The sequence below is a fragment of the Nonomuraea mesophila genome, assembly GCF_004352805.1.
Lineage (GTDB): Bacteria > Actinomycetota > Actinomycetes > Streptosporangiales > Streptosporangiaceae > Nonomuraea > Nonomuraea longispora.
On the sequence record NZ_SMLD01000039.1, the window covers coordinates 40340 to 60730 of the forward strand.

16 protein-coding genes are annotated in these 20391 nt (G+C 72.2%); 6 read left to right on the forward strand and 10 right to left on the reverse strand.

What is annotated here, in order from left to right; all coding sequences use genetic code 11:
• The first annotated feature begins 9 nt into the window (after positions 1-9).
• Entirely contained in the window at positions 10-2007 is a 1998-nt protein-coding gene (locus tag E1295_RS17370; protein ID WP_132631350.1) for a glycosyltransferase family 2 protein, read from the forward strand.
• Here E1295_RS17370 and E1295_RS17375 read toward each other — a convergent pair.
• The 3 genes from E1295_RS17375 to E1295_RS17385 are packed head-to-tail and all read right to left on the reverse strand — an operon-like array spanning position 1997 to position 6028.
• The gene (locus tag E1295_RS17375) at positions 1997-3283 is read right to left on the reverse strand and encodes an MFS transporter (protein ID WP_132631351.1); all 1287 of its coding nucleotides are present in this window, start codon (positions 3281-3283) and stop codon (positions 1997-1999) included. The genes E1295_RS17370 and E1295_RS17375 overlap by 11 nt on opposite strands.
• A gap of 31 nt (positions 3284-3314) precedes the next feature.
• Entirely contained in the window at positions 3315-5279 is a 1965-nt protein-coding gene (locus tag E1295_RS17380) for a helix-turn-helix domain-containing protein (RefSeq protein WP_246080104.1), read from the reverse strand.
• Positions 5276-6028, reverse strand: a complete 753-nt coding sequence (locus E1295_RS17385) for a 3-hydroxybutyrate dehydrogenase (RefSeq protein WP_132631352.1) — start codon at positions 6026-6028, stop codon at positions 5276-5278. The genes E1295_RS17380 and E1295_RS17385 overlap by 4 nt, the downstream gene beginning before the upstream one ends.
• 243 nt (positions 6029-6271) lie before the next feature.
• On the opposite strand from E1295_RS17385, the gene trpD reads away from it, so the two are divergent.
• Complete coding sequence (trpD, locus tag E1295_RS17390) at positions 6272-7339, forward strand: anthranilate phosphoribosyltransferase (RefSeq protein WP_132631353.1); 1068 nt, start codon at positions 6272-6274, stop codon at positions 7337-7339.
• Here trpD and E1295_RS17395 read toward each other — a convergent pair.
• The 4 genes from E1295_RS17395 to E1295_RS17410 form a co-directional block, all read right to left on the reverse strand.
• Positions 7336-8721 (reverse strand): class II fumarate hydratase, encoded by a 1386-nt coding sequence (locus tag E1295_RS17395; RefSeq protein ID WP_132631354.1) that lies wholly within the window; start codon positions 8719-8721, stop codon positions 7336-7338. The two genes, trpD and E1295_RS17395, sit on opposite strands and share 4 nt — an antisense overlap.
• Positions 8722-8769: 48 nt before the next feature.
• Positions 8770-11247: a serine/threonine-protein kinase gene (locus E1295_RS51870; protein ID WP_132631355.1), complete on the reverse strand. Its 2478-nt coding sequence runs from the start codon at positions 11245-11247 to the stop codon at positions 8770-8772.
• Between the two features lie 35 nt (positions 11248-11282).
• The gene (locus E1295_RS17405) at positions 11283-12392 is read right to left on the reverse strand and encodes a serine/threonine-protein kinase (protein ID WP_132631356.1); all 1110 of its coding nucleotides are present in this window, start codon (positions 12390-12392) and stop codon (positions 11283-11285) included.
• 70 nt (positions 12393-12462) lie between these two features.
• Positions 12463-13071: a superoxide dismutase gene (locus E1295_RS17410; RefSeq protein ID WP_132631357.1), complete on the reverse strand. Its 609-nt coding sequence runs from the start codon at positions 13069-13071 to the stop codon at positions 12463-12465.
• Between the two features lie 580 nt (positions 13072-13651).
• Here E1295_RS17410 and E1295_RS17415 point away from each other — a divergent pair.
• Positions 13652-13840 (forward strand): DUF5999 family protein, encoded by a 189-nt coding sequence (locus E1295_RS17415; protein WP_132631358.1) that lies wholly within the window; start codon positions 13652-13654, stop codon positions 13838-13840.
• A 149-nt stretch (positions 13841-13989) separates the two neighbouring features.
• On the opposite strand, the gene E1295_RS17420 is transcribed toward E1295_RS17415, so the two are convergent.
• A complete protein-coding gene (locus E1295_RS17420; RefSeq protein WP_132631359.1) occupies positions 13990-15642 on the reverse strand; it encodes a fumarate hydratase in 1653 nt (550 codons plus the stop codon).
• A 45-nt stretch (positions 15643-15687) separates the two neighbouring features.
• On the reverse strand, positions 15688-16563 hold the full coding sequence (locus E1295_RS17425; RefSeq protein WP_132631360.1) for a DMT family transporter: 876 nt from the start codon (positions 16561-16563) through the stop codon (positions 15688-15690).
• Positions 16564-16631: 68 nt separating this feature from the next.
• On the opposite strand from E1295_RS17425, the gene pdxR reads away from it, so the two are divergent.
• The 3 genes from pdxR to E1295_RS17440 are packed head-to-tail and all read left to right on the forward strand — an operon-like array spanning position 16632 to position 19816.
• On the forward strand, positions 16632-18023 hold the full coding sequence (gene pdxR, locus E1295_RS17430) for a MocR-like pyridoxine biosynthesis transcription factor PdxR (RefSeq protein WP_132631361.1): 1392 nt from the start codon (positions 16632-16634) through the stop codon (positions 18021-18023).
• 51 nt (positions 18024-18074) lie between these two features.
• Complete coding sequence (locus tag E1295_RS17435) at positions 18075-19013, forward strand: Gfo/Idh/MocA family protein (RefSeq protein ID WP_132631362.1); 939 nt, start codon at positions 18075-18077, stop codon at positions 19011-19013.
• A complete protein-coding gene (locus E1295_RS17440; RefSeq protein ID WP_132631363.1) occupies positions 19010-19816 on the forward strand; it encodes a TIM barrel protein in 807 nt (268 codons plus the stop codon). The genes E1295_RS17435 and E1295_RS17440 overlap by 4 nt, the downstream gene beginning before the upstream one ends.
• On the opposite strand, the gene E1295_RS17445 is transcribed toward E1295_RS17440, so the two are convergent.
• The coding region (locus E1295_RS17445; RefSeq protein ID WP_132631364.1) for an MFS transporter at positions 19786-20391 on the reverse strand (606 nt) is incomplete at its 5' end. The genes E1295_RS17440 and E1295_RS17445 overlap by 31 nt on opposite strands.

Genomic DNA, 20391 nt, shown 5'->3' on the forward strand with positions numbered 1-20391 from the left:
GCTGGCCGCATGGGTGTGAAGGTCAGTGTGATCGTCGTTGTCTGCAATCCGGGTGACACCGCCGACGCGTGCATCCGCTCCGCGCTGGAGCAGACGATGCCGGCGGACGACTACGAAGTGATCTTCGTCGACGACGGGTCGGCCGACGGCATCGGCGAGCGGCTGGACACCATCGCCTCAGCCCGCCCCAACGTGCGCACGCTGCACCTGCCGCACACGGGCACGCCGATGCGCGGCCGCAACGTCGGCCTGGCCGCCGCCGCCGGCGACTACGTCTACTTCCTCGACCAGGGCGACCGCCTCGAACGTGACGCCGTCGAGCGCATGCACGACCGTGCGATCGAGACCGACGCCGACGTGCTGATCGGCCGGCTCGTCCGCGACTACGGGCCGCCGACGACCGCGTTCGGCCGCAGCACCGCCCGAGCCGACGTCCTGCGCGACAAGCTGCTCACGCTGCTTCTGCCGCAGCAGCTCTACCGGCGCGCCTTCCTGGAGCAGTACGAGCTGGGCTTCTCCGTGCCCGGCGGGCTGATGGGGGAGCAGGCGTTCGTGATGCGGGCGTACCTGCACGCCAAGGTCATCGCTGTGCTGGCCGAGCACGTCTGCTGCCACCTCGGCCCGCGGCCCGTCACGGAGGACGAGCCGCGCACGATCGTCAAGGAGCTGAACGCGCTGCTCGACGACATCGACGTCTACGTCGGCGAGGGCCGCCGGCGCGACCGCATGTACGCCCACTGGCTGCGCTCCGTCGTCCTGCGCCCGCTGCTGACCAGCAAGTTCGCCGACTCGTCCGTCGACCGCGGCATGCACTTCCGGACAGTCCAGGAACTGGTCTTCCAGCGTTTCCCCGAGCGGCTCGACGCCCACCTGCCCGTGCAGATGCGGGTGGTGGCCGCGTACGTGCGCACGGGACGCCTGGACCAGATCGTGCTCCTCGCCAATTCCACCAGGCGGGCGGGCCTGCGCTCCGAGCTGACCGAGGTGCGCTGGGACGCCCACGTCCTCGTGCTCGGGCTGAGCGTGGAGGTCCACGGCAGCGACGGCACCCCCGACAGGTACCGCACCGACGGCGACCGTCTGCACTGGATCCCGCCGCGCTCCATCGACACCAGGCGCCTGCCGGAGAGCGTCACCGACGTCACCGACGTGGTCGAACGGGCGCGCATCGAGGTCTACGTCCGCCACACCGAGACGGGGCTGGTGCACTTCCTGCCGCTGACCCAGCATGTGGAGCGCATCCAGGACGGCCGCCGCCGCTTCCGCGTGCGGATCAAGGGGGAGGCCAGACTCGACGTCACCAGCGCCGCGCTGGGCGAGCCGCTCAGGCCCGGTCAGTGGGAGGTGCACGTACGCATGTTCGGCGGCGCCAACCAGGCCAGGAGCCGCGTCGGCTGCGCCGACGGGCCGCTCAACTGCCTGGGCGTGCTGGCCCAGCGGCCCAGGATGCGGCTCGTGGTGCCGTGCTGGACCGACCAGGGCGAGCTGGGCCTGGTCGTCGAGCCGCGCTCGTTCTCGGAGTCGATCGCGCTCGTGTCGCCGGGCGTGACGGTCAAGCACCTCGACGGCCACCTGTACGTCGTGCTGCCGGTCCCGTACGTGCCGCCGAGCGGAGGGCCGCCGCTGGAGCTGGTGTTGCGCAGCAGCGGCCGGCGGGCCCGCGAGGTCAGCGCGCCCGCGCTGGTCGAGGCCGGCGTGCCCGGCATGATCGCGGGGCAGCTCGTGGCCAAGGTGCCGGTCAAGCGCGTCATGCCGGAGGAGGACCACTTCGGCCCCGGCACCTGGGTGTCGTCGCTGCGCTCCTCGGACGGCGAGTACGGGCTCAGGTTCGCGCTGGAGATGCGCAGGGGCCGGGTCGAGGTGCGTCCGGCCGCCGCGGCCGACCCGGAACGCCGCTCGCCCATGGGCCGCGACACCCTGCTGCACCGGATCGGCCGGCGGCTGCCCGGCGCGCGCCACCTGGTGCGCCTGGCGCGCGCGGGCGGGCACCGGTACCTCAAGGAGTGAGCCTGCCCTGCGGCCTGCGCTCGGCCAGGTCGCTGCCCTGGGTCTCGCGCGCCGCGTACACGGCGACGAGCGTGAGCACCGCCGCCAGGCCGAGGTAGACGGAGATCGGGACGCTGCTTCCGTACTCACGCAGCAGCGCGACCGCGATGATCGGGGCCAGTGCGCCGGCCACGATGGCCGACAGTTGCGCCCCGATCGACACGCCGGTGTAGCGCGTCCTCGTGGCGAACAACTCCGAGAAGAAGGCCGCCTGCGGGCCGTACATCATGCCGTGGAAGAGCAGGCCGACGGTGACGGCCAGGGTGATCGCGAGGAAGTTGCCCGTGTCCACGAGCGGGAAGAACACGAAGATCCACACGCCGATCCCGGCCGCGCCCGCCAGGTAGGTGGGGCGGCGGCCGACGCGGTCGGACAGCGCGCCCCACAGCGGGATCGTGACGAAGTGGATGGCCGAGGCGACCAGCACCGCGGTGAGCACCGTGGCGTTGTCGATCCGCACCTGTTTGGCGTACGTGATGACGAAGACGGTCAGGAGGTAGAACGAGATGTTCTCCGCCAGCCGGGCGCCGATCGCGATGATCACGTCCTTGCCGTGATGGCGGAGCACGCCCACGATCGGCGCCCGCTCCTCCGGCTCGGCCTGCTGGAACACCGGCGACTCGCTGATCGACAACCGGATCCACAACCCGACCAGCACCAGGACACCCGACAGCAGGAACGGCACGCGCCACCCCCACGCCAGGAACGTCGCGTCCGACTGCCAGGCGGCCAGCGCCGCCAGCACGCCGGTCGCCAGCAGGTTGCCGCCAGGGGCGCCGGCCTGCGGCCAGGAGGCCCAGAAGCCGCGCCGTTCGCTGTCGCCGTGCTCGGAGACGATCAGCACCGCGCCGCCCCACTCGCCGCCGAGTGCGAACCCCTGCACCAGCCGCAGCCCCGTCAGCAGCAGCGCCGCGGCGGGACCGAGCGTCTCGTACGTCGGCAGGCAGCCGATCAGGAACGTCGCCGTGCCCATCATCAGCAGGCTGACGACCAGCAGCGTCTTGCGGCCGAGCCGGTCGCCGAAATGGCCGAAGACGAGGCCGCCGAGCGGGCGGGCGACGAACCCGACGGCGTAGGTGAGGAACGCCAGCAGCGTGCCGGTCAGCGGATCGGAGTCAGGGAAGAAGAGCCGGTTGAACACGAGGGCGGCGGCCGAGCCGTAGAGGAAGAAGTCGTACCACTCGATGGTGGTGCCGACCAGGCTCGCCGCGACGACCTTCTTGATGGATGTGGCCATGCCGGTCACGGTAGGGAGTGACCGGCGTCACTCATATGGCGTCGGCGTCCACAGTCTGCGGGGTCGATGTGTGGCCGAGCCGGTGCACGCGCAGCGCGAGCTGGATCTCCAGCGCGCGTTCCGGCTCCAGCCAGCCCTCGCCGAGCAGCTTGCCGACCCGGTCGAGCCGCTGCGTGACGGTGTTGACGTGGATGTGCATGGCCTCGGCCGTACGCGACGGCGACCCGCCCGAGCCGAAGTAGGCGGCCAGCGTGGCGGTCAACGCGGTGCCCCTGCGGGCGTCGTACTCGATCACCGGGCCGAGCGTCGCGCGCACGAAACCACGCACGTCGCGGCCGTCGCCGACGAGCAGGCCGACGAAGCCCAGCTCGGCGGCGCTCGCACCCTCGCCCGCCCGGCCGAGCGCGAGCAGCGCCTCCGCGCACCGCCGCGCCTCCAGGTAGGCCCTGGCGACGTGCTCCGGCCCGGATCGTGGCCCCGACCCTGGCCCGGTCTCCGGCCCTTGCCGTGGGCCCGGCCCTGGTCCTGACTCCGGTCCGGATCGTGGCCCGCGACCGCCGGGCAGCCCGGACGCGCCCGCCGTGGCCGGGCCGTGCAGGGACGCGCTCAGCTCGGCGGCCACCCGCTGCGCGATGCCGCCCGCGTCGTCGCCCGGCAGCAGCAGCACGACCTCCTCGCCCCGCCCCGCGGCCAGCCCGTGCCGCATCGTGGCCTGCGACGACGCCCAGAACGCCGCCCGTTCGCGCTGCCCCGCGTGCTTGGCCACCACGACGACGTGCGGCGCGTTCAGATCGACGCCGAGCCGGCGCGCCCGGTCGGCCAGGCCGGGGGAGCCGGGCCGCGCGATCAGGTCGTCGAGCAGCTCGCCCCTGACCCGCCCCTCGGCCTCCGCCACGCTCCGGCGGAACAGCAGCAGCAGCGCGCACACCAGCGCCGCCCGCTCCAGGATGCGCTCGTCGGCGTCGTCGCTGCGCAGGACCAGCGTGCACAGCTGCTCCCCGCCGACGTCCACCGACGCGATCAGCAGGTCGCCCCTGCGCACGGTACGGCCCAGCGCCCTGGACGCCTGCGCCGCCTCGAACACCTCCTGGTCGAGCTCGCCGACGTCACCCGTGAGCGCCCTGCCCAGGTCGTCCAGCACCGCCAGCGACCCTCCGAGCACGTCGGTCACCACCGCCGCGACGTCCTCGATCCCGCCGCCGCGCAGCACGAGCGAGGTCATCCTGTCGTGCGCCAGCGCGGCCCGCTCCACGGCCTCGCCGTGCGCCCGCGCCGTCCTGTGGGCGTGGGAGAGCTCCTCCAGGGCGTTCCTCGTCTCCTGCAGCAGCCTGGCGTTGTCGATCGCGACCGACGCGTGCGCCGCCAGGCTGGCCAGCAGCGACACCTCCTCCTGGTGGAACGGCCGCGCGCTGCGGTTGGCCGCCATCAGCACGCCGATCACCCGCTGACCCAGCCGCAGCGGCACACCGAGGATCGCGACCAGGCCCTCCTCGGTGACGGCCTCGTCGATGTCGTCCTTGTGACGGAACCGCGCGTCGGCGAAATAGTCGGCCGTCGCGTACGGCACCGCCGTCTGCGCCACCAGGCCGCCCAGCCCCGCCCCCATGGCCAGCCGCAACGCCCGGAACTTCGCCGAGATCGACCCGTCGGTGACCCGCATGTACGTGTCGCCCCGCTCGGGGTCGTGCAGCGTCATGTACGCGATGTCGGTGGCCAGCAACTGCCTGGCCCGGCGCACGATGGCCTCCAGCACGGCGTCGAGGTCGCGCAGGGCCGCCAGGTCGCCGGCCGTGTCGTACAGCGCCGACAGCTCGGCCTCGCGCCGCGCGCGCCGCTTGAGCAGGTCGCGCACCTTGAGCGCCTCGACCTTGGCCTGTTCGAGCTCCTCGATCGCGGCCGGGTCGGCGCCCGCGGCCCTCGCCGCGATGATCGGCCCCTCGAACTCGACCGCCGACGCCTCCCTGGCCAGCAGTTCGAGGAACGTGGCGGCGCTCACCGCGCCGTCCAGCCGCCGTCCACGGGGAGCGACACCCCGGTCATGAACGCGCCGCCCGGCCCGCACAGGTAGGCGACCAGCTCGGCCACCTCCTCGGGCTCGATCAGCCGCTTGATCGCGGCCGGCTCCAGCATGATGTCCCTCACCACCTCGTCGGGCGCGATGCCGTGCACCCTCGCCTGGTCGGCGATCTGCGCCTCGACCAGCCCGGTGCGCACGTATGCGGGGCAGACGCACGTCGAGGTCACCCCGTGGGGCGCCCCTTCCAGCGCGACCACCTTGGAGAACCCCTCCAGCCCGTGCTTGGCCGTGGTGTACGCCGACTTGTAGGGGGAGGCGCGCAGCCCGTGGACCGACGAGATGTTCACGAACCGGCCCCAGCCCCTGGCGTACATGCCGGGCAGCACCTTGCGCGCGATCAGGAACGGCGCCTCCACCATGACCCTGAGCATCGCGGAGAACACCTCGGGCGGGAACTCCTCGACCGGCGCGACGTGCTGGAAGCCCGCGTTGTTGACCACGATGTCGATGGGTTCGTCCGGCAGCGCGGCCACGAAGCCGGGCTCGCTCAGATCGGCCACGACGGCCACGCCGCCGACCTCGTCCGCCACCTCCGCGGCGGCCCCGGCCCGCAGATCGACGACCAGCACCCTGGCTCCTGCCGCGGCCAGCCGCCGCGCGCAGGCCGCCCCGATGCCGCCGCCCGCGCCCGTCACCAGCGCGGTCCGCCCCGTCAGCTCCTTCGCCATGTCCCCTGACTCTAGGTGTTCGTGGTTCACGGACGCATATGTGGAAGCGCCATAGAACCGTGCCGTCTTATGTGGATGATGTGGTCTGCTATCTTGAGTCGCATGATCGCGTATTCGCTCCTGTGGTGGCCCGCCTCCTAGGCGGGCCCTCCAGCGCATACGCACACGGCCGCCTCGACGAGGCGGCCGTTCCCGTGTGGCACGCGGCCCCCCGTCGAGCACTGACGGAAAGGCACGCCCACCATGACCAGCACCACCACGACCGCCGGCACTGGCTGGCCGCAGCTGCTCACGCTGCTGCTCGACGGCGTGTCGCTCACCTCGCGCCAGGCCGCCTGGGCCATGGACCAGATCATGTCGGGCGCCGCCACGGACGCGCAGATCGCCGCGTTCGCCGTCGCGCTGCGGGCCAAGGGCGAGAGCGTGACCGAGGTGTCGGGGCTGGCCGACGGCATGCTGGCCCGATCAGCCGCCATCAGGGTGTCCGGCGACCCCGTCGACCTCGTCGGCACCGGCGGCGACCGCGCCGGCACCGTGAACATCTCCACCATGGCCGCCGTCGTGGCCGCCGCCGCGGGCGCGAAGGTGGTCAAACACGGAGGCAGGGCCGCCTCGTCCATGTCCGGCGCCGCCGACGTGCTGGAAGAGCTCGGCGTGGTCGTCGACCTGCCGCCCGGAGCCGTCGTCGCCGTCGCCGAGGAGGTGGGGATCACGTTCTGCTTCGCGCCGGCGTTCAACCCGGCGCTGAAACGCACCTCGGGGCCGCGCCGCGAGCTCGGCGTGCCGACGGTCTTCAACTTCCTGGCCCCGCTCACCAACCCCGCGCTGCCCGCCGCGCAGGCGGTCGGCGTCTTCCACCCGTCGATGGCGCCGGTCATCGCGGGCGTCCTGGCCGAACGCGGCGGCTCGTCCCTCGTCTTCCGCGGCGACGACGGGCTCGACGAGCTCACCACGTGCGGCCCCTCGACCGTCTGGGTGGTGCGGCGCGGCAGGGTGACCCGGACCGCCTTCGACCCCGCCGACCTGTCGATCCCCCGTGCCCGCCCCGACGACCTGCGCGGCGGCGACGCCCGGCACAACGCCGCGGTGGCGCGGGCCGTGCTGGCGGGGGAGCCGGGCCTCGTGCGGGAGGTCGTGCTGCTCAACGCGGCCGCCGCCATGGTGGCCGCGGACGGGGTGCCGCCCGCCCACGAGCTCACCGCCGCACTCGGCGCGGCGCGCAAGCGGGCCGCCGACGCCGTCGACTCCGGCGCCGCGGCGGCCCTGCTCACCCGCTGGGCGCAGGCCACGCAGCAGGCGCGGCCGTCCTAGGGACGGGTCATCGACAGTACGTCGAGCGCGGCGTCCAACTGCTCCTCCGTCAGGGTGCCGTCGGCCACGTGGCCGCGCTCGATGACGACCTGGCGGATGGTCTTCCGCTCCGCCAGGGCCTGCTTCGCGATCCTGGCGGCCTCCTCGTAGCCGACGTACCGGTTCAGCGGGGTGACGATCGACGGAGACGACTCGGCGTACTCGCGCAGACGCTCCACGTTCGGCGTGATGCCGGCCACGCAGCGGTCGGCGAGCAGCCGCGAGACGTTGCCCAGCAGCCTGACGGACTCCAGCACGTTGCGGGCGATGACCGGCAGCTGCACGTTCAGCTCGAAGTTCCCCGACGCGCCCGCGAAGGTGATCGCCGCGTCGTTGCCGATGACCTGCGCCGCGACCATGTTCGTGGCCTCGGGGATCACCGGGTTGACCTTGCCCGGCATGATGGACGAGCCCGGCTGCAGGTCAGGAAGGTTGACCTCGCCCAGCCCGGCGCGTGGGCCCGACCCCATCCAGCGGAGATCGTTGGCGATCTTGTTCAGCGAGACGGCCACCACCTTGAGCTGCCCCGACAGCTCGACCATCGAGTCCTGCGCGCTCTGGGCCTCGAAATGGTCGCGGGCCTCCACGAACGGGATGCCGGTCGCCTCGCGCAGCTTGTCGATCGCCGCCTGGGCGAACCCCGACGGCGTGTTGATGCCCGTGCCCACGGCGGTGCCGCCCAGAGGCAGCTCCAGCACGTGCTCCAGCGCCGCGGTGACGCGGACGACGCCGTGCTCGATCTGCGTGGCGTACCCGCCGAACTCCTGGCCCAGCGTCACCGGAGTCGCGTCCATCAGATGGGTGCGCCCCGACTTCACCACGCCCTCGTACTCGATCGCCTTCGCCCGCAGCGCCTCCGCCAGATGCCGCAGCGACGGCAGCAGGTGGTAGGTCACCTCGGTCGCCGCCGCCACGTGGATCGAGGTGGGGAAGACGTCGTTGGACGACTGGGAGGCGTTCACGTGGTCGTTCGGGTGCACGGGCCGGCCCAGCCGCTCCTCGGCCAGCGTCGCGATCACCTCGTTGGCGTTCATGTTGGACGAGGTGCCCGAGCCGGTCTGGAAGACGTCGATCGGGAAGTGGGCGTCGTGCTCGTTCTCGGCCACGTCGGCGGCGGCCTGCGCTATCGCCTCGGCCATGTCCTTCTCGATCACGCCCAGCTCGCCGTTGACCTCCGCTGCCACGGCCTTGACCAGGGCCAGCGCGGCGATGTGCGACGGTTCGAGCGGCCGCCCTGACACCGGGAAGTTCTCCACCGCCCGCTGGGTCTGCGCGCGCCACCGTGCTCCCGCCGGCACGCGTACCTCGCCCATCGAGTCATGTTCGATCCTGAACTCGCTCATGACTTCAGTCTGACCCACGAACCCGGGCTCGCCGGGAAGCGCCCCCGTTCAGCTGGAGATGAGTGCCACGATCAGGATGGCGATCACCACGGCAGCGGCGGCGGCGACCGCCATGAGCACCAGCATGCCGTTGCGGTTGCCTGCCGGCCGCTGCTCCGGCTGGCCGGCGATGGCGAACAGGTCGGTGCCCAGCCCTCCGCTCTGCGGCACCGGCTGCTGCTGCGGCGGCGAGCCGGGCTCCTGGTCCGTCGGCGGATAGACCTGCTGGCCCGGAGACCCGCCCTTCGGGATGCGCGTCGTCATGAACGCGCCCTCGTCGCCCTGCGCCTGCGGCGGCCTGCCCTGCTCGGGGCTCGCGGGGAAGGGGCCCTTGGGACGCGAGATGCTGATCGTCTGCTCCGGGTCGAACCCCGCCTCGGGGGAGGCGGTCCCGGACGCGCCCTGCGGCCCGGAGGGTCCCTGCGCGCCGAGCCGCTGCTCACCCTGGGGCGGGCGGCCGAGGTTCTGCGGGACGGTGGGCGCGTTCGCCCCCCGTGCCGGTCCTCCTGCCGTACGCGGCCCGGTCCCCGGACCACCCGCAGCCGGCCCACCGGGTCCTTGCCCCTGCGCGCCGGGCCCGTGAGGACCGGTTCCCTGACCACCGGAGGCACGTCCTTGCCCCCCAGGCGCGCCCACTCCGGGCCCTTGCCCGCCGGGTCCCTGTCCGCCGGGTCCCTGTGTGCCGGGTCCCTGAGCCCCAGGTCTCTGTGCCCCGGGCCCACTTCCCGCAGGCCTTTGTGCGCCCGCTCCTTGTGCGCCCGGCCCGTGAGGGCCGCTCCCCTGGCCGGCGCCATACCCACCGGGGCCTTGAGTCCCTTGTCCGCCGGGTCCCTGCCCGCCGGAACCACGACCGCCGGGTCCCTGTGCACCGGGACCGTGCCCGCCGGGACCGTGCCCGCCGGGTCCCTGTCCGCCGGGTCCCTGTCCGCCGGGTCCCTGTCCGCCGGGTCCCTGTCCACCGGGTCCTTGTCCGCCGGGTCCCTGTCCACCGGGTCCTTGTCCGCCGGATCTCTGTCCGCCTGCTCCGGGGCGGCTGCCCATGGGGTTGGTCGCGCCCTGCCCAGGCGTTTCCGGGCCGCCCGGCGCCCGTCCGGGTCCGCCTTGGTGAGGACCCGGGCCGGAGAATGCGTTGTGGGGTGTGCCCTGGGCGGATGATGGACCGGCGAAGGCGCCCTGGGGAGGCGGTCCGCCCTGCCCCGCGCCTGATCCGGTGAAGGCGTTGGGACCGGGGACACCTGGACCGGCGTTCCCCTGTCCGCCGAACGCCCCCTGCGGCGCCGCAGCGCCCTGCCCCTGCCCCCCGGGATCCTGCCCGGGGGCTCCTGCGCCCTGTGTTTGTCCACCAGACCCCTGTCCGGGGGCTCCTGCGCCCTGTCCTCGTCCCCCAGACCCCTGTCCGGGGCCTCCCGCGCCCTGTCCCTGCCCGCCGGGAGCCTGCCCACGGCCTGCGCCCTGTCCGGGGCCGCCAGGGCCGTGCGGACCTCCCGGCCCGCCGGGCGCGCGTCCGGGAGCCCCGCCGCCCTGTCCGGGCCGGCCGGCGCCGGATCTCTGGCCGTCCGGGCCGGAGCCCTGGTCGGCGGGGGTTTTACGGGCGGTGGACGGATCGGGCAAAGCGGCCTCCTGCGCTATAAGAGCCTCGGCCGTGAGCACGGGCATCTCGCTCGTCGGGGTGTCGGCGACCATGCGCAGCAGGGTCTCCGCCTTGGCAGCGCCGAGACGCTGCCGATAGTCCTTGTTCAGCAGCCCGTTGAGCACGGGACGGAGCTGTCCCGCCTGCGTGGGCGGGTCGGCGCTCTCGGTGAGCAGCGCCGCGAGCGTCTCGGCGACGGTGGAGCGTTCGTACGCCGGCCGCCCCTCGACCGCGAAGTAGAGCGTGGCCCCGAGCGACCAGATGTCGGACTCGGGCCCCGTGTAGTCGCCCCTGGCACGTTCCGGGGCCGTGTAGCCGGGGGAGCCGATCACCATGCCCGTTCTCGTGAGCCGGGAGTCGCCCTCGGCCTTGGCGATGCCGAAGTCGGTCAGCACCACGCGCCCGCTCGCGGAGATGAGCACGTTGGCGGGCTTGACGTCGCGGTGGGTGATGCCCTGGGCGTGCGCTGCGCGCAGTGCTCCGAGCAGGTCGACGCCGATCTCCGCCACGAGCCGGGGTGGCAGCGGGCCGTCCTCGTCGATCACCTGCTCGAGCGAACGGGCCTCGATGAGCTCCATGATGATCCACGGGCTGTCGTCGTGGATGATCACGTCGTGGATCGAGGCCACGGACGGGTGGTTGATCCGTGAGGCGATGCGGCCCTCGCGCACCATGCGTTCGCGCAGCTCGGTCCGTTGTTCCTCGGTGAGAACCGGGTCCTGGCGGATCTCCTTGACCGCCACCTCGCGCCCCAGCGCGCGGTCGCGTGCGCGCCACACGGTGCCCATGGTGCCCCGGCCGAGCGGGGAGATGAGCTCGTAGCGCTCCGCGAGCAGGCGTGTCTGCTGTTCCGGCATGAGAAGAAGATATCGATTCTCGCTTGGGAAGTGCTTTACCCTCGCTTGCGAAGTTCTCTTGGCCAGAACCGCCGAGGAAGGCACAACTTTATCACCGCAGCTTTCAAACGGGCATAAGCCGACGGCGACGGGCGCGCTTCCACCCGCTTCCTGTGGACCCCCTCACCGGCTTTACGTTCCTGCCTCGGCGGGGGCACGGTGACGGTCTGGGTCTCGGCCCTGTGCAGCCCGCGATGCGCGGGCCTGCGTGTGAAAGACGGCGGCGTGAGGGTGGGCATCGGGCGCGCGGGCTTGGGCTTGCGCGGGGTCAGCGGTTCCTCCGCCGAGCCTCCCGCGGCCACCCTGGCCAGCATCAGCGAAGCGCGTACGGAGTCGAGCCTGGTCTGCGGGTCGATCCGCAGCAGCGCGTCGAGCACGGGGGCCAGGGGGCCCGCCTTGCTCATCGGGATGGGCTCGCCGCTCGTGAGCGCCGCGAGAGCGGCGGCGGCCGTGCGGCGGCCGTGCAGGCCCCTGCCTTCGACGGCGGTGTAGAGGGTGGCCCCGAGCGACCACAGATCGCCCGCGGGGCTGGCCTTGGAGCCGAGCACCCGCTCCGGCGCGATGTAACCGGCGGAGCCCAGAACGATGCCCGCCTGGGTAATGGAAACGTCACCTTCGAGTGCGGCCAGACCGAAGTCGGTGAGCACCGCGCGGTCCTCGGTCACGAGCACGTTGCTCGGCTTGACGTCGCGGTGCAGGATGCCCTTGGCGTGCACCGCGCGCAGCGCGCCGAGGATCTGCCGGCCGATCTCGGCGGCCCGGCGCGGAGGCAGCGGCCCGCGGTCCTGGATGAGCTGCTCCAGAGACCTGGCCCGGAGCAGCTCCATCACGATCCATGGCCGGTCGTCCTCGGTGACCACGTCGAACACGGTGATGACCGAGGGGTGCGTGACCATGGCGGTCGCCCTGCCCTCGCGCTCGGTGCGGGCGCACAACTCGGCGCGCAACTCCTCGTCGAGCACGGAGGGCAGGCGTACTTCCTTGACCGCCACGTCGCGGTCGAGCAGCTCGTCATGTGCCCGCCAAACGGTGCCCATGCCGCCACGACCAACGGGCTCCAGGAGCCGGTAGCGCGCGGCGAGTAGGTAACCGGAAGGCGCACGCATGCCTGGCAGCTTACCTATTTGCGTAAACCGACCAGTAGAGGCGTGGCCGATAAAATGTTGCGAAGTTAAGTCAACTCGCCTGACTCGTCACGTCAGCAAACCTCGCGGCCACATCGTCCCAGTTGATGAGGCCCCAGAGTTTCTCGACGTAGTCGGGTCGCACGTTCCGATACTGAAGATAGTACGCATGCTCCCAGGCGTCGAACACGAGCAGCGGCGTGGTGTTCATCCCCACGTTGCCGTGATGGTCGTAGACCTGCTCGACGACGAGCCTGCGGCTGGTCGGCTCCCAGGCCAGCACGCCCCAGCCGGACCCCTGCACCGTCGAGGTGGCGGCGGTGAGCTGCTTCCTGAACGCCTCGAACGTGCCGAAGTGCTGGTCGATGGCGTCCCTGAGCGGCCCGTCCGGGCGGTCGCCGCCGTCGGGTGACAGGTTCTGCCAGAAGATCGAGTGCAGGACGTGCCCGGACAGGTTGAAGGCGAACGTCTTCTCCAGGCCCACGAGGTTGGAGAACTCGGCCTTGTCGCGGGCCTCCGCGAGACGTTCGAGGGTGTCGTTGGCGCCCTTGACGTACGCCGCGTGGTGCTTGGCGTGGTGCAGCTCCAGGATCTCGCCGGTGATGGCGGGTTCGAGCGCGGCGTAGTCGTAGGGCATGTCGGGAAGGGTGTAGTCCCCCATGTGTGTCCTCCTTCTTGATCTCTGGACGACACTATTGCAACTTGTTCGCAGTTGCATCAGACTTGCGACCTAGGTCCTCCGCCGGTCGGCGAGGTCAGGTTGGTCCGGCGGCGCGGGCGGCGGTGAGCCGCCCGCGCCCGCGCCTCTTCCCGGCTTTCCGGAGCGCGTTCACGCAGCTCGCCGGGCATGTGTGCCCGCGGGCACACCCTTGCCGCGCTGCCGCGTCAATGATGGAGGGAAGGCCGTTTCCGGCGCTTGACAGGCGCGCTCACGAGGGCCTAGGGGGCGTCGTCAGCGGGTTGTAAGGGTGCCGCAAGCGGTTGGGGGCATGGTAAAGCCATGAGGGAGGGACGACTCCTGAGCCGCCGGAAATGTCGGTGCCGAGCACCAGACTGGGGGGCACAGGCCGAGGTCCTCCCGCCGATGTTCGATCGCAGAAGGACGTGATGAAGATGCGCCAGACCCAGGTTCGCCGCCGGCCGAAGAAGCCGGCCAGAGCCGGACTGGACCTTCGCACGCCGTCGGGGCGCCTGCTGCCCTATTGAAACCACGACCAGGAGCGCTATCTGAGAGGTGCGCGATGTGCAGTCACTACCCCGTTTGCCCCAGTGCCGACTCGCCCGACCGTGAGGCGTCGCACGTGATCGCCTCCCACCCTGACCAGGGATGGAGCCTGCTCTGCAACGGCGTCGTGCTGTTCGACGACACCGGCCTGCTGCTGCCCGACGGCACCGTCGTGGCGCCGCACCGGTCACCGGTGGCCGCGTAACCGCCCACCTCCGGCCGGAGCCGAAGCGCCGGGCACCCGCCCGCGCCTGACCCCGGCTCCTCAACCCCCCGGCCGCCGGCTCGCCGCGGTGGCCACCGCGGGCATCCGCCCGCCGATGGCCTCCCACGCCGGCGCCACCACCGCCATCGTCAGCGGCGGCCGATCGACAGGACCGGGCCCGTCGTGTCGGTGAAGAAGTCCTCGCCCTTGTCGTCCACGACGATGAACGCGGGGAAGTCCTCCACCTCGATCTTCCACACGGCCTCCATCCCGAGCTCGGGATATTCGAGCAACTCGACCTTCTTGATGCAGTCCTGGGCCAGCCTGGCCGCGGGACCGCCGATGGAGCCGAGGTAGAAGCCGCCGTGCTGCGCGCACGCCTCGGTGACCTGCTTCGACCGGTTGCCCTTGGCCAGCATCACCATCGACCCGCCCGACGCCTGGAAACGCCCGACGTACGAGTCCATGCGCCCGGCCGTCGTCGGCCCGAACGAACCGGAGGCGTAACCGTCGGGGGTCTTGGCCGGTCCGGCGTAGTAGACGGCGTGGTCCTTGAGGTAGCCGGGCATCTCGCCGCCGTTGTCGAGCAGTTCGGCGATCTTGGCGTGGGCGATGTCGCGGGCGACCACGAGCGGCCCGGTGAGGGAGAGCCGCGTCTTGACCGGATATTTCGTCAACTGGGCGAGGATCTCGGGCATGGGGCGGTTGAGGTCGACCTGGACGACGTCGTCCGAGAGCTGCTCGCCGGTGGTGTCGGGCAGGAACCGCGCCGGGTCGGTCTCCAACTGCTCCAGGAACACGCCCTCCGGGGTGATCTTGGCCAGCGCCTGCCGGTCGGCGGAGCAGGACACGGCGATGGCCACGGGGCAGGAGGCGCCGTGCCGGGGCAGTCGGATGACGCGGACGTCGTGACAGAAGTATTTTCCGCCGAACTGCGCCCCGATGCCCAGCTTCTGGGTGAGTTCGAAGACCTTGGCCTCCATCTCGAGGTCCCGGAAGCCGTGCCCGGACGGCGAACCCTCCGTGGGGATCGAGTCGAGGTAGCGGGCGCTGGCGTACTTGGCGGTCTTGAGCGCGTATTCGGCGGAGGTGCCGCCGACGACGACCGCCAGGTGGTACGGCGGACAGGCCGCCGTGCCCAGTGAGCGGATCTTCTCCTCCAGGAAGGCCAGCATGCGCTTCTCGTTGAGTACGGCCTTGGTCTCCTGGTAGAGGAACGACTTGTTGGCCGAACCGCCGCCCTTGGCCATGAACAGCAGTTTGTACTCGTCGGGACGGCCGTGGGGGTCCTCGGCGTACAGCTCGATCTGGGCGGGCAGGTTGTCGCCGGTGTTCTTCTCCTCCCACATGGTCAAGGGGGCCATCTGGGAGTAACGCAGGTTGAGCCGCGTGTAGGCGTCGTAGACGCCGCGCGAGACGTGCTCGGCGTCGCGCCCGTCGGTCAGGACGTGGCGGCCGCGTTTGCCCATGACGATCGCGGTGCCGGTGTCCTGGCACATGGGGAGTACGCCGCCGGCCGAGATGGAGGCGTTCTTCAGCAGGTCGAGGGCGACGAAGCGGTCGTTGCCGCTCGACTCGGGATCATCGACGATCTTGCGGAGCTGGGCGAGGTGCGAGGCCCGCAGGTAGTGGGAGATGTCGTGGATCGCCGTCTCGGTCAGCAGCCGCAGCGCCTCCGGCTCGATCTCGAGGAACGTACGCCCGGCCGCTTCGACCTTCCGCACCCCCTCCGTGGTGATCAGCCGATATTCGCTCTCATCGGCTCCCAGCGGCAGCAGGTCGGTGTAGTCGAACTCGCCCATGTCCATCCTTTCGGTCACCCAAGAGGTTAACGGGTGACCCGGGCCTCACGCCTTGGAGACTGCCGCCTGGGCTCTCGCCCGGGACCGGCCCGCGGTGAGGCCGAGCGTGATGCCCGCGATCACCAGCCCGGCTCCGAGCAGGTCGTACGCCGTCGGCATGGCGACCCCGAGCACCGCCCCCGTGACGATCGCGCCGACCGGGATGAGACCGGCGAACAGCCCGGCCCGCCCGGGGCCGAGCCGGGGCAGCGCGGAGTACCAGAGGAAGAAGGCTCCGACGGTCACCACGATCGCCAGGTAGGCCAGCCCCAGCCCTTCCGCCACGGTCGGCGTACGCACCATGCCCGGCCCTTCGTAGGCCAGCCCGACCAGCGCCAGCATGGGCACCGCGAGCGCCGTCGAGTAGGCCGACACCCTGATCGCGCCCAGCTTCGGCAGCAGCGGGATGGCCAGCAGGGAGAAGCAGACCTCGCCCACGAGCGCGCCGAGCGCCCAGAGCAGGCCGGGCAGGTTGCCGCTGCCGAGGCCGGTCGCCAGGGTCGCTCCTGCGACCACCACGCACGCGCCGACGAGCACCCGGGGCGCGGGGCGCCCGCCGGCCAGGGCGAGCCAGAGCGGCACGGTGCCGAGGATGGTGCCGACCAGCGCGGGACCTGACGCGTTGGTGGCCTCGATCACGCAGACGTTGAAGACGACCAGGCCGAGCAGGGTGAGCCCGGCCAGGCACAGGCCCTCGCGCGGCGTCAGCCGGACGAAGCGCAGGCCGAGCACCCGCGTGATGACGAGCAGGATGACGGCGGCCACGAGGTAGCGCACCGCCTGCCCGCCGTAGATGGGGTAGTCGCCGATGAGCCCCGAGACGCCCGCCAGCGTCCCGAGCAGGAACATGGCGGAGGCCGCGGGGACGATTCCGTGTTTCATGCGCGGGATGCTAGGAGGAGGATGGTTCGGGAAAACAGTCCAATGTTTCGCCGGATGACAGGACCAATATGGCCGACCTCCACATCCAGCTCGACCGCGATCGGGGCGCGATCGCCGGTCAGATCGCCTCCGAGCTGCGCGACGCCATCCGGGGCGGCCGGCTGACCGCCGGCACCCGCCTCCCTGCGACCCGCGACCTCGCCGCCGACCTCCAGGTCTCCAGGGGAGTGGTGGTGGAGGCGTACGAGCAGCTCGTCGCCGAGGGGTTCCTGGTCTCCAAGGTGGGCGTCGGCACCCAGGTCACCCCGGCGCCGGCCGCCGGAGCAGCCCCCAGGCAGCGTGCGGCGACGCCGGCCCGGCCCGCCCAGGACACCCTCGCGCCGTTTTACGGTCATCGTCCCACCTCTCCTGACCTGAGCCACTTCCCCCGTGAACGCTGGCTCGCGGCCGTCAGGCACGTCCTGGCCACCGTACCCTCGGACGCCCTCGACTACGGGGACCCTGGCGGCGTGCCTGAGCTGCGGGAAGAGCTGGCCGGCTACCTCAGGAGGGTCAGGGCGGCGGACGCCTGCCCGGAGAACCTCATCATCGTGGGCGGCGTCGCGCAGGGGCTGAGCCTCGTGCTCCACGTGCTGTCCGGGCAGCGCCCGCTCCGGCTGGCCGTGGAGGACCCGACGAGCCAACGCCAGGCGCCTCTGCTCAGGAGGGCGGGCGCGCGGCTGGTGCCGGTGCCCGTGGACGAGGAGGGCCTCGACGTGGGCAGGCTGAGCGGCGACGCGGTGCTGGCGACCCCGGCCCACCAGTTCCCGACCGGCGTGGTGCTGTCGCCGCCCCGCAGGGCCGCGCTGATGGAGTGGGTGCACGTGGGCGACAGGGTGATCCTGGAGGACGACTACGACGCGGAGTTCCGTTTCGACCGTGACCCCGTCGGCTGCCTGCAGGGCCTGGCTCCCGGCCGGGTGGTCCTGTCGGGCAGCGTCAGCAAGGCGCTCGCGCCGGGCCTGCGCCTGGGCTGGGTGGCCGCGCCGCCCGACCTGGCCGAGGAGATGCGCAGGGCCCGGGGTGAGCTCGACCTGGGCTCGCCGGTGATCGAGCAGTACGCGCTGGCGCACTTCCTGCGCACCGGCGGCTACGACAAGCACCTGCGCCGCATGCGCAGGGAATATCGCCGCCGCAGGGACGCCCTCGTCAGGGCGCTGGCCGCCGAGCTTCCCGGGATCAGCGTCAAGGGCATCGACGCGGGCCTGCACGTCTACCTGGAGCTGCCGGAGGGGTGGGACGAGCTGCGGACGGCACGGGTGGCGCGGGAGCTGGGGCTGGTCGCCGAGCCGGTGGGGCCGATGCGCGACGCGCCGGGCGAGCCCGCGGTCGCGGTGGGGTTCGCACGGTTGCCCGTGCACAAGGCCGCCGAGGCCGTCCGAGGCTTAAAAGTAAGAATGTCAGGACATGCTATGGACTAAGGGATTCATATCCGCCAGGGGCGCGGGCCCCGGCGGGGACGGGAGACGTTCATGCGTGTGGGACTGCTGGGCCTGGGCCGGATCGGGGCCTTCCACGCCGCGACCATCGCCGCCCATCCGCTGGTGGACGAGCTGATCGTGGCCGACCCCGTGCGGACGTCCCCGTACGGCGGGCCGGGAGACCCGTTCGAGTCGGACGCCGTGGTCATCGCCACCCCCACCACCACCCACGCCGAACTCATCGTCAAAGCCTGCGTGCTCGGCATCCCCGTCCTCTGCGAGAAACCGGTCGCGGGCACCGTGGACGAGACCGTCAAGGTGCTGGAGGCCCGCGCGGGCAACCGGGTGCACGTCGGGTTCCAGCGCCGCTTCGACCCCGGGTACGCCGCCGCCGCGCGGGCCGTACGGGACGGCGAGCTGGGCGAGCTGCACCGGGTCCACCTGGTCACGGCCGATCCCGCCCCACCGCCGGCCGCGTACATTCCGCAGTCGGGCGGCATCTTCCGCGACTGCCACGTCCACGACTTCGACGTCCTGCGCTGGGTGACCGGCCGCGAGGTCGTCTCCGTGCACGCGCTGGGCGCCAACCGCGGCGCCGCGTTCTTCGCCGAGGCGGGTGACGTGGACACCAGCGCCGCGCTGCTCACGCTCGACGACGGCACGCTGGCCACCCTGCAGGGCTCGCGCTACAACGGCGGCGGGTACGACGTGCGCATGGAACTCGCGGGCACCCGCCGCACCCAGGCGGTCGGGCTCGGCCCGCGCGCCCCGCTCCACACGACCGAGGGCCTGCCGGAACCGGACGATCCCTGGCCCGACTTCGTGACCCGGTTCTCGACCGCGTACCGGGACGAGATCGACTGTTTTCTCCGCGACGGTCAGGGACTCTGCTCCATCGAGGACGCGCTGGAGGCGCTCTACGTGGCCGAGGCCGCCGACCTGTCGCTGCGTGAGGGCCGTACCGTCGAGGTGGCGGAGGTGCGGCGATGAAGCTCGCGGGAGCGCCCATCTCATGGGGCGTGTGCGAGGTCCCCGGCTGGGGCCACCAACTGCCACCGGAGCGCGTGTTGTCCGAGATGCGCGAGCTCGGCCTGACCGCGACCGAACTGGGCCCGCAGGGTTTCCTGACGCCCGGCCTCATCGAACGGTACGGCCTGCGCCTGGCCGGCGCCTTCGTGCCCGTCGTGCTCCACGACCCCGGTCACGACCCCCTGCGGGACCTGCCGGGCGACGGGCTGCTCGTGCTGGCCGCCGCCACCGGCGACGACGGCTACGACGCCCGCCCCGAGCTCGACGCCGGAGGCTGGGCCACCCTGCTGGGCAACCTCGACAGGATCGCCGCCGAACTCGGCCCGCGGGCGGTCCTGCACCCTCACGTGGGCACCATGGTCGAGACCCGGGCCGAGGTCGAGCGGGTGCTGGAGGGCAGCTCGATGCCGCTCTGCCTGGACACAGGCCACCTGCTCGTCGGCGGCACCGACCCGGTCGCACTGGTCGAGCAGGCAGCGGCGCGGATCGCGCACGTGCATCTCAAGGACGTCGACGCCGGCCTCGCCGCCCGGGTCACCGACGGGACGCTCGCCTACACGCAGGCGGTGCGCGAGGGCGTCTACCGCCCGCTGGGCCAGGGCGACATCGACATCGCGGCCATCGTCACCGGGCTGGCGAGCAGCGGCTACGACGGCTGGTACGTCATGGAGCAGGACGTCATCCTGTCCGGCCCCGGCGAGCGGCCGGCCGAGGACGTGCGGCGGAGCCTCGCCTACCTCGACGGGGTGCTGGGCGCGGGCTGACCGGCGCGGCTCCTGGGTTCGAAGCCCGGCGCGAGCACGACGATCGCGGCGGCCAGCACCAGCGGCGCGGCGAACGCCACCCGCATGTCGGCGGCGTCCGCGATGCCGCCCACCAGGGCCGCGCCCACGATGAAGCCGACGTAGTTGAAGAGGTTCACCCTGGCGATGGCGACCCCGGTGCCCGACGGGTCGAGCCGGCCGGCCGCCGAGAACGACTGCGGCGCCACCACCGACAGGCCCACCCCGGTCAGGCCGAACGCGACGATGGCCAGCGGCTGGCTGGGGGCCAGGACGACGCCGAGGAAGCCGGCCGTGGCGATCACGCCGCCGATCCTGACGACGACGGCGGGGCCGTACCTGCGGACGGCGAGGTCGCCGCCGAGCCTGACGGCCAGCGTGGTCGCCTGGTAGGCCACGTAGGCCAGCGGGATCACGCGCGGGCCGGCCTCCATCACGTCCTTCATGAACACGGTGTTGAAGTTGGACACGGCGGCGTCGCCGACGTACAGGAAGCCCATGGCCAGGCAGAGGGGGACGATCGGCCGCCAGGGGAAACGGCCGGCGGGGGCTCCGGG